Raw genomic sequence first — 13,867 nt, 5'->3', positions numbered from 1 at the left:
GAACCCGGGTTCCTGGGCTCGTGAGTTCGTGGGTTTCTGTGTTCCTGGGTTCGGTGAGTTCGTGGGTTTCTGCGTTCCTGGGTTCATGAGTTCGTGGGTTTCTGCGTTCCTAGGTTCCTGGGTTCGTGCATTCGTGGATTCTAGCCTCCCCTCTCTGTGGCTCTGCCTTTCCGCCTATCTAGACCCGGGGTTCAAACGCTCGAGCCTCAGCATTACGAGTTACTGAGGCTTCCAAAGAAACGTATATTCACTGAAGCTCACCAAACCAACGCAAGGTAGGGGAGCCGTTAGCCATTAGCTATCCGTCAGTCAGCCGTTAATTACCAATCAGTCAGCCGTCAGTTACCCATCAGTCACTCATCAGCCACTCGTCAGTCACTCATCAGTCACTCATCAGTCACTCATCAGTCACTCATCAGCCACTCGTCAGTCAGTCATCACTCACTCATCAGTCACCCATCAGTCACTCATCAGTCAACCAGCAATTATCCATCAGTTACCCATCGTTTCCTGCCACTTACCCACAATCAGCTAAGTCCCTCCCCAAAAAAGCAAAGCAGCGATCCTCCAGTAACGGAGAGATCGCTGCTTCGCTGTTTAACAAGGTATGTCTCAGCCAGCGAATTAAGGAATCATCATGCCCATTTCACTAGCCGCTTCCTTCAGTACTGCGGCATATTCCACTAGCGTATCTCGGGATAAGCGACTAACTGGGCCGGACAGTGATAACGCCGCGATCACATTTCCACTGCGGCCCGTAACAGGCACCGCCACCGCGGCCGCGCCGGGCTCGCGTTCCTCGAAACTGGTGGCATATCCGAGCCGGATAATATCATTAAGCTGCTCTTGATAGACATCCTTCTCAACGTAGTCCGGCCATCCCGAACTCTCCAGCAATTCTTTCAGCACCTCTGGAGGAGCATAGGCTGCCAGCACTTTGCTTGATGCCCCCACAGATAAAGGCAATCTCGCACCGATCTGCGCCACTCGCCGGATGGCCTGCTGGCTCTGAACCGCCTGAATCCGCACACGTTCTATGCCGTCGCGTAAATATAAACTAACAGTCTCCCCTAGCCGATCCCGCAGCCGTTCCATTGACGGCAATAATACCGCGGCCGACTCATCAAAAGCAGGCAAATGCGTAGACAATTCCCAAATTCGTATACCCAAACTGTATTTCTCAGTGGCCGGATTACGAATGAGGAAGCCCTTTTCCTCCAAGGTTGCCAGCAGCCGATGGACGGTACTTTTATGTAAATCAATCTTTGAAGCGATCTCCGTCAACCCTAAATCTCTGTCCTGCGTAAAACAAAGCAATATATCAAGCGCACGTTCTACCGCACGCACTGTAAGCTTTCGGTCCTCCATGACAATCTCCCCCTCGTGTTTCATCAAATGAAACTCGGTTACATTATAACTAACTCTATCTTAGTGCAAAACTCTATGGAAAGTCCAGTATATTCACTCCGCCGGAGTTGTGCCAAAAATGTGCCGGAAAAGGTTGGGCCGCACTTTACAGTTACATTACAAAAGCATCTAATTCATTGACTTTGTAAGGGCTTTTTCATACGATTAACATATTAAATTATCTACTGATGCTTTAGAATCATTTTTACAAATTCTTCTAGGCACTAGTACTCACATCATTCTTAGGAGGGGACCATATGGATCTGGCAACTCGCCAAACCGGCACAATCGTCTCCCGTCGACCTAAACTACCTAAACAAGGCAGTTCATCCCGGCTATCGCTGCGGATGATTCGTGTGAAGCATATTATCGTTGCACTGCTATTATCTATTTTTTTCTTCTTAGCCTTCTGCTTTGTCTCACTTCATGGCTATATCGCCTGGGTATTATCTAATCCAACGGTCGCACCTCTGTATTCCAATCCCATGCAGGCCAAAGGTCTCGCATACGAGGATGTGACGTTTCCAGCTAAAGATGGAAGTCGGATGATGAGCGGCTGGTATATTCCCTCCGAAGGGGCTACCAAAACTATCGTGTTCAGCCATGGCTATGGCGCCAACCGGGAAGAATCTTGGGTACCTATGTACGATCTCGCTCACTATGCACACAGTCTGAATTTCAATGTCGTGATGTTTGATTACGGCTTTGCTGCCCAAGGCAACAAGGATATTGCAACCGGAGGTAAAAAAGAATCCCAGCAGCTTCTAGGCGCTATTGATTTTGCTAAGGAACGTGGAGCTGAGGAGTTAGTGGTATGGGGCTTCTCCATGGGAGCAGGCACAGCACTGCAAACAGGATTAGTATCAGAGGACATTGACGCGATGATTCTGGACAGCACCTTTTTGTTAGAGCCAGATACGCTGTATCATAATATTAAGCAAAATATTGATCTGCCCCGCCAGCCTTCCCTGGCGATTATGGAAATGCTGTTCCCAGTTCTAAACGGTACGGGGCTGAATCAAATTCCTTATGCGAAGGTCAAATCCGAAGATTATCCTTTCCCTATTCTACTCATGCATGGAACCGAAGATGATAAAGCTCCTTATCCTATTGCCGAAAAGCTGGCCGCGAACCAAAGCAATCCGTTCTCAGATTCCTGGGTCGTAGAGGGCAGCCATCATGAATTGCTATTCCGTGAGCACCCGCGTGAGTATTTGCGGCGAGTCTCTGCTTTCTTAGGAAATGTTCAACTAGCCAAAACCTACAATGGCAACCAGCCGGCGATGGCAAGTAACTAGTTAAGCACTACAATCCGCCTCTGTCCCCTGATGGGTCAGCTGCTTCAACCATTTACCACGGCGAAAACGCACGTAACCTATAACCAATCGAACAGCCTCTTCCAGGGACAGAAAGAAGTATACCCAGGGAAGAGGCTGTTTCCATCCCCATGACAACAGTAGCCCTAGAGGCACCCCAAGCAACCAAGTTGTCGAGCCTTCCATAATAAAGACGAATTTACTATCGCCACCACTCTGCAGGATCCCTCCCGCAATCATCATATTGCCCACCTTTATCCATAAAAAAAGAGCAAAAAAGCAGATAACGGAAGTGGCCATTCGGCGCTCTTCCACTGTTAAGTTAAAGGCTGAGACGTAGAGCGGGGCAAGAACAGCAATAAGAACACCAAGCAGCAATGAAATCCCTACTCCTATTCGAACAAAAAAACGAGCATACTGAAAAGCACCTGCATTATTATTCTCTCCCAGCTTATGTCCGACCATAATGCCAGCTGCACCAGAAAGCCCTGCCAGAAGCCCAATCGTCAACCCCTGCAGCGGAAAGGTCACTGTCATAGCGGTCATCTCTGCTGTGCCCATACGGCTATATATTACGGAATAACAAGCCTCCCCTAAGACCCAAACCAATTCCGTTAAAACAATAGGTGCTATCGTTCTTAAAAAAGGTATGCACAGCGCTTTCGAAAACGAACTGAGTTCCTTAATACCTCCGGCACCCGGCAGCTTTCCACGATATACGGCTCCGACAATCAAAGCACTTTCGACTATACGTGAGATTAACGTTGCATATGCCGCACCTGCAAGTCCAAGCTCTGGAAATCCCCAATGCCCAAAAATAAGCGCATAGTTTAAAATAATATTCATTCCTACAGCAGCTATGCTAACAATCATTGGATACTTTACATGTCCTGAACTTCGTAGAACCGCCGAATAGAGCATCGTCAACATCGTTGGAATATAACTGAGGGCAACGATTTTCAGAAAAATGTACCCATTCTCCAACACTTCTTTATCCGTTGTAAAAATAGACAGACATAGCCGAGGGTTGAAAAAAACAAATATCGTAAATGAACCCGACAAGATCAGGCCAATTCCAAGACTTAATCCCAGTAGTGGTGTGATGCTCTTTCGGTCTTTACTCCCCCAATATTGAGCCGCGTATATAGCAAGACCCGTAGCAAGACCCGCCAGTACCACTGAAATCACGCTATAGATTTTACTAGCCATCCCAACCGAAGCGATTGCTACACCCCCAAGCTGCCCTACCATCAATTGATCTACTAAATACAGCACCGCCATGACTAGACTTTGGAGGGATATCGGTACCGCTAATTTTAACAGCTGATTATAAAATTGCTTCTTCTCAAGCTTGTTCATACCCTCATCTCATTTCTCAAAGTTTTTCTACTACCCCATAGGATTTCATTAATCGGCCACACGACAAAAAAAGGTACACCCTCCATTTCGCGAGGTTGTACCTTTCGGTATCATTGCCTTTATTTTCCTGTATTATTTCACCATATCAAACGGTTGTCAACGATATTATTATCGCGTTCTTATGCTCTTCATAAGCTATCATGAGCACACATATAATGGACTGATGAAGACATATCACGGGAGGTTTTCTTGGAATGTTATATGTATACGGGCCGATGCTGCCAGTACGTATTTTAGAAGAAATCGTATTCTGGAAAACACAAGAGAAAGAGCATACCGAGGTTATCAAAGCAATCGTACCTAACCTGGAGGAACCCTATGTTAAACTGCTGGATGAATGGGCAGTGGTCTTCGGTGCCACAGAGATGGCCGCTCAGCAGTTATTGAATTCTGCCCTCTCTGCTTCTCCACCAAGTCAGGCTGAACTCACTGCGGAAACAGAAAAGCTGCTGCATATCTCCTGTACCCAATCCCAAGAATTTGTTCGGCAGCTTTTTGCCATTATGGAAAGTAGCGCAGCCGTCAAAGCCGTCCCCCTTGCTACCACTGTGATCCTGCATATTATTCGCGAATCAGAGTATTTCCTTGCCGTACTGCACACTCTGAGCTCACCCGGACAGCTCACGCAAATTATGAGAGATTATACAGCAGCCGACTATGTCGTAAGAACAGAAGAGGACAATGTCACTCGGAATGAGGGACTTATTCCTTCTACAGATACTATCCTTGATATTCGTGAAATGAGTGCTGTGCCAATTGGCGGACATACGCTGCCTCCATTGCCTTATGCTTATAATGCGCTGGAACCATACATCGATGAGAAAACCATGCGGATTCATCACGATAAACACCATCAAAGTTATGTAGATGGACTAAATAAAGCGGAGAACAAGCTAGCTGAGGCTCGCAAGAAAGGAGATTTCGATCTCGTTAAGCATTGGGAGCGGGAGCTAGCCTTTAATGGGGCAGGCCACTATCTCCATACAATCTTCTGGAACGTAATGTCTCCACAAGGTGGCGGGCGTCCAACTGGAGCCTTACTGGAAGCCATTGAACAAAGCTTTGGCAGCTATGACAGCTTCAAGAAACAGTTCACAGAAGCTGCGAATAAGGTTGAAGGTGGCGGCTGGGCTATTCTCGTCTGGAGTCCACGCAGTCATAGACTGGAGATTTTGACTGCGGAGAAACATCAGAACCTGTCACAATGGGACGTGGTTCCGTTACTGGCTCTGGATGTATGGGAGCATGCCTATTACCTTAAACATCAGAATAATCGGGCCGATTATATTGAGGATTGGTGGAAGGTCGTTAACTGGCCTTACGTCTCAGAACGTTATGCTGCTGCCAGTAAACTGGCCTGGAAGCCTTTTTGATATTATTTCAATTCACAGTGAACATCACTCTTATTCCCACACCCTGACCAAAAAGGACCCATCATTCACATTACGTGAACGATGGGTCCTTCCAATTTCGAGGTATGCACCCCGATATTTATTCCTTAATCAAGCTTAGAAACTCCGCACGAGCGGCGGCATCCTCACGGAAGACCCCTCTAGTAGCCATAGTTACCGTTTTGCTGCCTGGCTTCTTCACTCCGCGTGCACACATACACAGATGTTCTCCCTCCACAACAACCATAACACCGTGGGGGCCTAGCACCTCCGTCATAATATCAGCAATTTGCGCCGTAATGCGTTCTTGAACCTGTAGACGCCGGCTTACTGCTTCAACAAGCCGAGCTAATTTGCTGAGTCCAGCAATACGTCCGCTCGGAATGTATCCTATATGCACTTTACCAAAGAAAGGAGCCATGTGGTGTTCACATTGGCTGTAATAGACGATATCCTTAACAATCACTAGCTCTTCATGAGACTCATCAAAAGTAACGCCGAGCGCCTCGCGGGGATCTATCGAATAACCGCCGAATATCTCCTCGTACATCCGCGTAACACGTGCCGGTGTTTCCAGCAGTCCCTCGCGGCCGGTATCTTCACCGATTAATTCTAATATTTTCTCAACGTGATACTCGATTTGCTCACGGTTCTCTGCAACTTTACCGTTCACATATTCCTTGATGTTCCCCATGATGTCTCCCCCTTCCGCACCCGTATACATGTTATCCGGACCCGGTTACTTACTTCTACGTTTATTCCCTTTAGCTGCTCCTGGGCGCGCACCTGGCTGTCCCTGAGTCTTCATCATTTGCTGGGCACGCTGCATTTGCTTCCCGTTCAGGTTATAACCCATTTGCTTTGCAACCTTTTGCAGCATTTCAGGATCATTCTGCATGTTTGTCATTTGTTTGCGCAGATAATATACACCGATGAAAAAACCACCGATGAGACCTACGACCAATGTAATAATAGGTAATGCGATACTCATCTAAAGCCCACCTCTACACTCTATTGTCTGCATCGCCATATGGCACGCGAATCTATCATAGCATTTCGGGAACTGGACAGCAATTGGCAATATGCAACCTGTCTATGAACTTTTTCCTCCATTAATATCGCTGTCCTCCCGTGCCTTCTTCCCAGTAAGGAGCACATCCTGCGCCCGGCTTAGCATTTCCCTCACCGTGCTATCCTCCTCGCGCTCTAAACCCGCTTCTACAGCCGCTAGAGCCTCATCACCGCCAATACGTCCAAGCGCCCAAGCAGCAGTGCCCCGCATCTCTGGCCGCGGCTCTTTCAGAACAATCTCTGATAGCTTTGGCACAGCCCCGGCTTCCTTAAAATTGCCTAGGGCAATGATCGCATTTCGCTGCATCGGCTTTTTGCCTCTCCAGGCTGCTGAGCTATTGCCGAATTTCTCTTTGAACTCACGATTGCTAAGATCAAGGATCGGCAGCAGCAGCGGCTTCACAATTTCAGGATCAGGTTGCATCTGAGGGCGATGATTCCAGTTCTTACCTCTATTCTTGGGACATACAATCTGGCAAGTATCACAGCCGTATAGACGATTGCCGATCTTGGTCATATACTCCTCGCTGAGGAACCCTTTAGTCTGCGTCAAAAAAGAAATACAAGCCTGTGCGTTAAGCTGACCCGGACCCACCAGCGCTCCGGTCGGACAAGCATCAATACACTTGGTACAGTCCCCGCAGCCTTCTTCAACAGGTTCATCCGGAGCAAAAGGAATGTTCGTAACCATTTCCCCAAGATAAATCCAAGATCCCCATTTGGGCGAGATGATAGAACAGTTTTTGCCGCTGAAGCCTATTCCCGCTCTTTCCGCTACCGCTCTATCTACTAGAACACCAGTGTCCACCATACTTTCCAGCACAGCCTCTGGTACACGCTCGTGAATAAATTCCTCTAGCTTACTTAAGGCTTCCCTCAGCACATGGTGATAATCCCTGCCCCAAGATGCCCGGGCGAGGATGCCTCTACGTGCACCCGGCTCAGATTTAGGAGGGTTCTCCATTTTAGAAGGGTAAGCCACTGCAATCGAAATAATAGATAACGGTTTGTCTCCAGAAGACAATGCTGGAACTGTCCTTTTATCCAGATCGGGTTCCTCGAAGCCAGATTCATATCCTTTGTCCCGGTGGTCTTGCAGTATATTTTTTAAATATAAAAAAGGTTCTGCTGTTGTAAACCCGATATCATCAATACCGAGTGATGTCGCAGCCTCCTGAATCTCTGCTTTAAGCTGTGCCCACTTGGAAGGCGGGGGAGCATACGATGACTGAAATGTATTGGTCATTTCCGCCTTCTCCTTTCATATCTTCGCTGACTTTCTTATAATCTATTCAGTTTTGACAGAGGCCACCATATATAATCAGCCCTGCCGACAATCATATCCTGTGAAATAGAGCCGAAGTAACGGCTGTCCTTGCTGGCTGAAGCATGACGGTTATCGCCCATTACAAAATAATTGCCACTTTCCACGGTTAACGCTGCAAAATCCGGATCTTCAATCTCAGTATCGATATAGGGCTCATTCACTATTTTTCCATTCACGTATAACTGATGATTCCGTACCTCTATGATATCTCCAGGTATGCCAATCACTCGCTTCACTAAATACTCCTTATGACTAGGTCCAGTACTTGGATCATGAAGAATGACAACATCACCATGTTTTGGATTTACGAAGAGCAATGAAATTTTATTAATGAAGAGCCTCTCACCCTCCCAGAGCGTTGGCTGCATAGACTGACCTTTAACCGTTGATATATTGAACACAAAAACATTAAGAACAGACATCACAGCAAAAACAATCACAGCTGTAAGCAGCCAATCCTTCATTTCCGAGACCAAACGACCGCCCAGGGTAGTCTTGGATCTGGAGGATCTATGTCTTTGTTTCCTATTTCTCGTGTAATCTACTTGGGGCTCCTGATTCAATATGTCACCTCTGTTCTCAATAATTGAAGTCTATACTTGCAGATATTATAACAATAAAAAAGCATATCTCCCAGCCATTAGCAATGGACTTCTGGAAAATACGCTCGAGTATGAATGAAACAGACTATATCGTCAGCTATAGTTCTTTTTTCTAGAAAATGTTTCCGCTTTCGCAGCTGAGTGATCAAAATTACCCAACAATGCTCAGCTTCCGGACAGATTTGAAGATTTGATTCTCGCTATATCCCATAGCTTCATACAATGGCAAAGCAAAAGAATTATGCTCATCGACGGCTACATAGATACCACTGACTTTACGAGCTTGAAACCTGGATTCCATAGCTGATACCAGACTTCTACCGACTCCTCTGCGGCGATAATCAGGATGTACAGCAATCCGGAAATAACAACCGTGGTTTTTCTCAATTGTACCAATCAGTGCTCCAACAATTTCTTCTTCATCTTCCGCAACTACAATGAGATCTGAATCCCAAGAAAGCTGCCTGGAGAAAGGCTCGATAGTGTTCTCGAAACACTCTTCCGATAATGCGGTTTGCAGCAAATCAGTCACAGGGCTAACGTCGCTTAATTGAAAGGAACGAACGTGCATTCTTTAAAATCTCCCTTGTCTATGGCTTATGAATTTAACAAAAAGAAGGGGTTCCCTTAACATAGAGAAAATAAAAAAAAGCATCAAATATCGAGGAATACCTGCTTTTAAATCTATTAAAGCACACTTTTCTCGTGATATCATCATTTTTCTTTTGAAAGCGCTTAATATCAAGCGTTTACATTTCGGATGGGGTTCATTTCTTCATTAAAAGGGTATTAATAAGGATATATGTCTATAGGTTAGGGACTATTTATTTTAACATTCTAAATACAATTGTAAAACCCTTTCCCTCTCCAATTATACTTTATAAACATTTATGTTTGTTTAGTGTTGCATTATTGGTCTAGATACGGTTTAATTAAAGTATCCTATTGGCGAAACCCTATAGTACATATTTACAATAAAGGATTTTGACGTTAGTTCGCCAGAATTCTTTATCTATAACAAAATTCTAATATAACTCAGGAGGGATTTTTCCATGGCATTTCAATTACCGGCACTTCCTTATCCGAACAACGCACTCGAACCACACATCGACGCATTGACGATGGAAATTCACCATGACAGACACCATAACACATATGTAACTAATCTGAATGCAGCTTTGGAAAAAGCACCTGAATTGCAAAGCAAAAGCATTGAAGAGCTTCTTACAGATCTGAACGCTGTACCTGAAGCTATCCGTACTGCTGTTCGCAACAATGGTGGCGGACACGCTAACCACACTTTGTTCTGGGAAGTTATCGGACCAAACGGCGGCGGCGCACCAACTGGCGCATTGGCTGAAGCTATCGATAAAGAACTGGGCGGATTCGAAAAATTCAAAGAAGATTTCGCAGCAGCAGCAACTACTCGTTTCGGCAGCGGCTGGGCTTGGCTAGTTGTTAAAGATGGCAAACTGGCAGTAACAAGCACACCTAACCAAGACAACCCAATCAGCGAAGGCGCTACTCCAATCCTCGGACTGGATGTATGGGAGCACGCTTACTACCTGAACTACCAAAACAAACGCCCTGATTACATCAAAGCGTTCTGGAACGTAGTAAACTGGGAAGAAGTTGGCAAACGTTACGAAAGCGCAAAATAAGAAATTCCATTTGGCTTATGCCATTTAACTAAAAAAGAAGGTATCTCAGAGCCGAATAGGCTAAGGGATACCTTCTTTGTTTAGGTTGGAGATATAGAGGGATAAAGATAAAGACAGAGATTGACTGACTGATTGACTGACTGATTGATTGAGATCCTCCCAGACACCGCATTTCACGCCGCTTGCGTCGCTTAAATGGATGCGCTGGATCGGTATAGATCAGAATAGATCGGTATAGATGAGAATAAATCGCAATAAATCTATACTCGGCTTACGAGAATCTGCGTTTGGAGTCGCTGAGCAATAGATTAGGGAATAACTCCCTAAAATTCTGCGATATACTCCATAAACACGAGTAATTAGGGAAATACTCCCTAAAAATTATCCGTTTTGGGCATAAAACCGATATTTTCCCAATTATTAGGGAGGTTTTCCCTAAAATGATCAATTACAAGCCAAATCGACCTATTTTTAGGGAAGAATTCCCCAATTAAATCTTTACCACTCTCGTAGCCATAGAACACCAGAAGAATTTAGTTGGAACAAGACTGAACTAATCTGAACCAAATAAACAAATATTTGCTACGAACAGACTGAAGCATACGACCCTACTTAGGTGCATATGACCATACTTAGGTGCATACTACTCTACTTAGGCGCATATGACCATACTTAGGTGCATACGACCCTACTTAGGTGCATACGACCATACCTAGGTGCATACGACCCTACTTAGGCGCATACGACCATACCTAGGTGCATACGACCCTACTTAGGTGCATACATCAAACTCAGGTTTTGTACATTTAGCACTTTAGCAACGCAACACGGCGAATCTCCTACTTCTCTAGCTTCGCCCGCTCTTCCTGCTCATCAAAATAAAGGTTCAGTAGCTTCAAAAAAACGTTAGGGAACGCATAGTTAGCCATGTCTTCGCGGCTGATCCAGCGCACAGCTCCGCCGTCCTCTGGACTAGCGGTCCCGTCCTCAAACCTCTCGATAGGCATGCTGCTGTCGATTCCTGAGAACAAGTCCGCTTCCGCGTTGTACACTGCCCGTCCTTCTGCCGCTATCGGCAGCGGAAGGGCGTCCTCTTCGCTGCAGCGGTACACCTGCAGCGTCCACACGATATGGCTGAAGATATGCTCAGCAGCCATCCAGTGCTTCTCAGGCCGGGCAGAGATCCCGGCCTCCCGCAGTGACCGGCGCAGCCGGTCCAGCGCCGCCGCTTCCGGCAGCCGCGCGCCTTTGGCGCCGCCTTCCACAGGCGGCGCCGGCCAGTGCGGCAGCTCCCACATGCGGGCTAACAGCCCGCTTTGTGGCCGCTGCCGGATGAGCACTTGGCCCGCGTGGGCACCGCGGCCCTCAATCAAAGCCGCCAGCCGTTCCTCAGGGCGCGGCGGCTTGGCCTTGGTCTTGACGGGCAGCGAGGTCTCGCAGCCCGCCAGGCGCGCGGCGCAATGCTCCATCACCGGGCAGGTTAAACAGCGCGGTGATTTAGGAGTGCATACGAGCGCCCCGAGCTCCATCAGCGCCTGATTAAAAGATGCCGCTTCCCCCTCCGGGATCAGTTCAGCTGCCAGGCGCTCCATCTTTACGCGGGTGGGTCCCTTGGCGATATCATCCTCTATCAGGAAGTATCGGGACAACACCCGCATCACATTGCCGTCGACCGCTGGCTCCGGCCGATTGAACGCAATGCTAAGGATAGCCCCTGCCGTATAAGGTCCCACTCCCTTTAAACTGAAGACAGCCTCGCGATCATTCGGCACCTGCCCGCCATACAGCTCTTTGACCTGTTTGGCCGCATGCTGTATATTGCGAGCACGAGAATAATAACCTAAGCCTTCCCAGCACTTAAGTACGTCCTCTTCTGGTGCATCGGCGAGCGACTCCACGGTAGGAAACCTTTCGATAAACCGATTGAAATACGGGATTACCGTATCCACCCTTGTCTGCTGCAGCATTATTTCAGAAATCCAAATATAATAAGGATTGCGGTGCCGACGCCAAGGCAAATCCCGTTTCTGCCCTTGATACCACTCCAGCAAATGATAGCTGAAATATTGCTTAGCCTCCCGCAGCTCCTGTTCGTCTTGAACTTGTAGATCTTGTTGTGTCATTATAACGCTCCTTGCCCTTCTATAATCAGGGTTCAATTTATGAACCTGGCCCTTCCACGACAGCAAAAGCCGAAGCCAAATCACGGCCATGTGTTATCGTAAGATGAATGGTGTACCTCTGTCCATTTGGCAGATCTAGTCTGCTCCAAGCCTCACACGATAAAGTTACCTCTGGTTTTCCTTTAGCATCAGGCAATATCTCAATATCCTGAAACCCAACTACATTGCCGATGCCACAGCCTAAAGCCTTCACAACTGCTTCCTTGGCAGCAAAACGTCCGGCTACGAACTCAGCCAACCTCCCGCTTCGCTCTTCAGCAAGTTGATATTCTTGCTCTGTTAAGACCCGCTGGTTAAATTTCTTACCCAGTCCTCTATTTATTACCTCTGAGATTCGTTCAATTTCTAACACATCATGTCCGATTCCGTAAATCAACACTTCACGCTCCTTATGGACGTGTATCCCATTTTGCTTCAATAATGGTATGATCAATCATATGAAGTATTATTAAAAGTAATAGTCCTGCAAGATTCTTTCTGCTATCTTAAAAGAAAATGCGCTCTAAGTCTAATAAGACTATTTAGCGACTTCACGATAGACTAGCTGATTTACTTCATTTTTATATATGGAGAGGGGATTACCCTATGAATCATCGTAATTTTGAAATACCTGCCGGAGACGGAGCTGTTCTCCGCTGCTCACACTTCCCAGCCCAAGGCAAAGCCAAAAGCGTTATAGTTATAGCCCATGGCTACAAAGGTTTTAAAGATTGGGGAATGTTTCCTTACATAGCCACAACTCTCAGCCAAGAGCATGAAGTAATTACTTTTAACTTCTCTCATGCTGGCATCGGGGAAGATCTGCTGCATTTCACTGAACTTGAGAAGTTCGCCCGCAACACCTATCGCCGCAGCTTGAAGGACATGGAAATCCTGTTGTCCTATCTTAGTCAACACCCGAAATTCGGCAGCCTGCCGTTATTCCTTCTCGGCCACAGTCTCGGAGGGGGAATTTGTTTGGTCTACACGCTTGATCATCCCAATGAGATCAGCGGAGTAATCTCCTGGAACGGGGTTACGAAACTCGATTTGCTGACGGAAGAACAAAAGCAGCAGATGAAGGAAACAGGAAGAACCTATGTCCTTAATGGACGTACTGGCCAACAAATGCCGCTGGATGCTGTAATTTTAGAAGACATGGAGAACAACAAAGAACGTTATAACATCCTTGAACGCATACAGAAAGCGTCCTTCCCAGTTGTCCTTATTCAAGGCAGTCAAGATGGAGTACATCTCCGCCAAGGATCTGAGCATCTCATCAAACTTCGGCCAGATATTAGCTGGGTGCAGGTTCCTGAGGGTAATCATACGTTCAACACTGTGCATCCTTTTGCTGGCACGACTCCGCAATTAGAGTTCGCGATTGCTGCGACAACTAATTTTATCGATCAGACACTTACGCTTACAGAATAATTATTCTTCTTAGTCTATCCAGCTATCCAACTCACAAAAACCGCCACGAGCTCTGCTGCTACGCAGACCCGTGGCGA

The 13,867-nt window shown here is 46.7% G+C and carries 12 protein-coding genes and 1 pseudogene; 4 read left to right on the top strand and 9 right to left on the bottom strand.

Annotated features, from left to right (window positions below):
* Positions 1-624: 624 nt before the first annotated feature.
* Entirely contained in the window at positions 625-1,368 is a 744-nt protein-coding gene (locus NST25_RS03050) for an IclR family transcriptional regulator (protein WP_036676839.1), read from the bottom strand.
* A 296-nt stretch (positions 1,369-1,664) separates the two neighbouring features.
* On the opposite strand from NST25_RS03050, the gene NST25_RS03045 reads away from it, so the two are divergent.
* Positions 1,665-2,705 carry an alpha/beta hydrolase gene (locus NST25_RS03045; RefSeq protein ID WP_339189418.1) on the top strand — a complete coding sequence of 347 codons (1,041 nt, stop codon included), beginning with the start codon at positions 1,665-1,667 and terminating at the stop codon, positions 2,703-2,705.
* Here NST25_RS03045 and NST25_RS03040 read toward each other — a convergent pair whose 3' ends face one another.
* Complete coding sequence (locus NST25_RS03040) at positions 2,706-4,082, bottom strand: MATE family efflux transporter (protein WP_339189416.1); 1,377 nt, start codon at positions 4,080-4,082, stop codon at positions 2,706-2,708. It abuts the gene before it with no gap.
* A gap of 254 nt (positions 4,083-4,336) precedes the next feature.
* Between NST25_RS03040 and NST25_RS03035 the strand changes: the two genes are divergently transcribed.
* Positions 4,337-5,515, top strand: coding sequence for a Fe-Mn family superoxide dismutase (locus NST25_RS03035; RefSeq protein WP_076138416.1), 1,179 nt, complete (start codon positions 4,337-4,339; stop codon positions 5,513-5,515).
* A 118-nt stretch (positions 5,516-5,633) separates the two neighbouring features.
* Here the strand turns inward: NST25_RS03035 and folE are convergent, their stop codons facing one another.
* The 5 genes and pseudogenes from folE to NST25_RS03010 form a co-directional block, all read right to left on the bottom strand.
* The gene (gene folE / locus NST25_RS03030) at positions 5,634-6,227 is read right to left on the bottom strand and encodes a GTP cyclohydrolase I FolE (protein ID WP_036676830.1); all 594 of its coding nucleotides are present in this window, start codon (positions 6,225-6,227) and stop codon (positions 5,634-5,636) included.
* A 45-nt stretch (positions 6,228-6,272) separates the two neighbouring features.
* Complete coding sequence (locus NST25_RS03025) at positions 6,273-6,524, bottom strand: YneF family protein (RefSeq protein ID WP_036676828.1); 252 nt, start codon at positions 6,522-6,524, stop codon at positions 6,273-6,275.
* Between the two features lie 171 nt (positions 6,525-6,695).
* Positions 6,696-7,850 (bottom strand): annotated as a pseudogene (queG, locus tag NST25_RS03020) (tRNA epoxyqueuosine(34) reductase QueG); the annotation flags it as partial.
* 35 nt (positions 7,851-7,885) lie between these two features.
* Positions 7,886-8,494: a signal peptidase I gene (gene lepB / locus NST25_RS03015; RefSeq protein WP_076101394.1), complete on the bottom strand. Its 609-nt coding sequence runs from the start codon at positions 8,492-8,494 to the stop codon at positions 7,886-7,888.
* A gap of 190 nt (positions 8,495-8,684) precedes the next feature.
* Positions 8,685-9,104, bottom strand: a complete 420-nt coding sequence (locus tag NST25_RS03010; protein WP_036676822.1) for a GNAT family N-acetyltransferase — start codon at positions 9,102-9,104, stop codon at positions 8,685-8,687.
* Positions 9,105-9,585: 481 nt separating this feature from the next.
* On the opposite strand from NST25_RS03010, the gene NST25_RS03005 reads away from it, so the two are divergent.
* Positions 9,586-10,194 (top strand): superoxide dismutase, encoded by a 609-nt coding sequence (locus tag NST25_RS03005; RefSeq protein WP_036676820.1) that lies wholly within the window; start codon positions 9,586-9,588, stop codon positions 10,192-10,194.
* Between the two features lie 839 nt (positions 10,195-11,033).
* Here NST25_RS03005 and mutY read toward each other — a convergent pair.
* Together mutY and acpS are read right to left on the bottom strand one after the other, a co-directional pair.
* Positions 11,034-12,317 (bottom strand): A/G-specific adenine glycosylase, encoded by a 1,284-nt coding sequence (mutY, locus tag NST25_RS03000; RefSeq protein ID WP_339189413.1) that lies wholly within the window; start codon positions 12,315-12,317, stop codon positions 11,034-11,036.
* A 37-nt stretch (positions 12,318-12,354) separates the two neighbouring features.
* Positions 12,355-12,753 (bottom strand): holo-ACP synthase, encoded by a 399-nt coding sequence (gene acpS / locus NST25_RS02995; protein ID WP_076124398.1) that lies wholly within the window; start codon positions 12,751-12,753, stop codon positions 12,355-12,357.
* A 209-nt stretch (positions 12,754-12,962) separates the two neighbouring features.
* Here acpS and NST25_RS02990 point away from each other — a divergent pair, with 209 nt between their 5' ends.
* Positions 12,963-13,790, top strand: coding sequence for an alpha/beta fold hydrolase (locus NST25_RS02990; RefSeq protein WP_076124399.1), 828 nt, complete (start codon positions 12,963-12,965; stop codon positions 13,788-13,790).
* The last annotated feature ends 77 nt before the right edge of the window (positions 13,791-13,867 follow it).

The sequence above is a fragment of the Paenibacillus sp. FSL E2-0190 genome (genome assembly GCF_037992965.1).
GTDB lineage: Bacteria > Bacillota > Bacilli > Paenibacillales > Paenibacillaceae > Paenibacillus_AQ > Paenibacillus_AQ odorifer.
The sequence above is the reverse complement of the archived record's forward strand: the minus strand, read 5'-3'. Positions and strand labels throughout refer to the sequence as shown.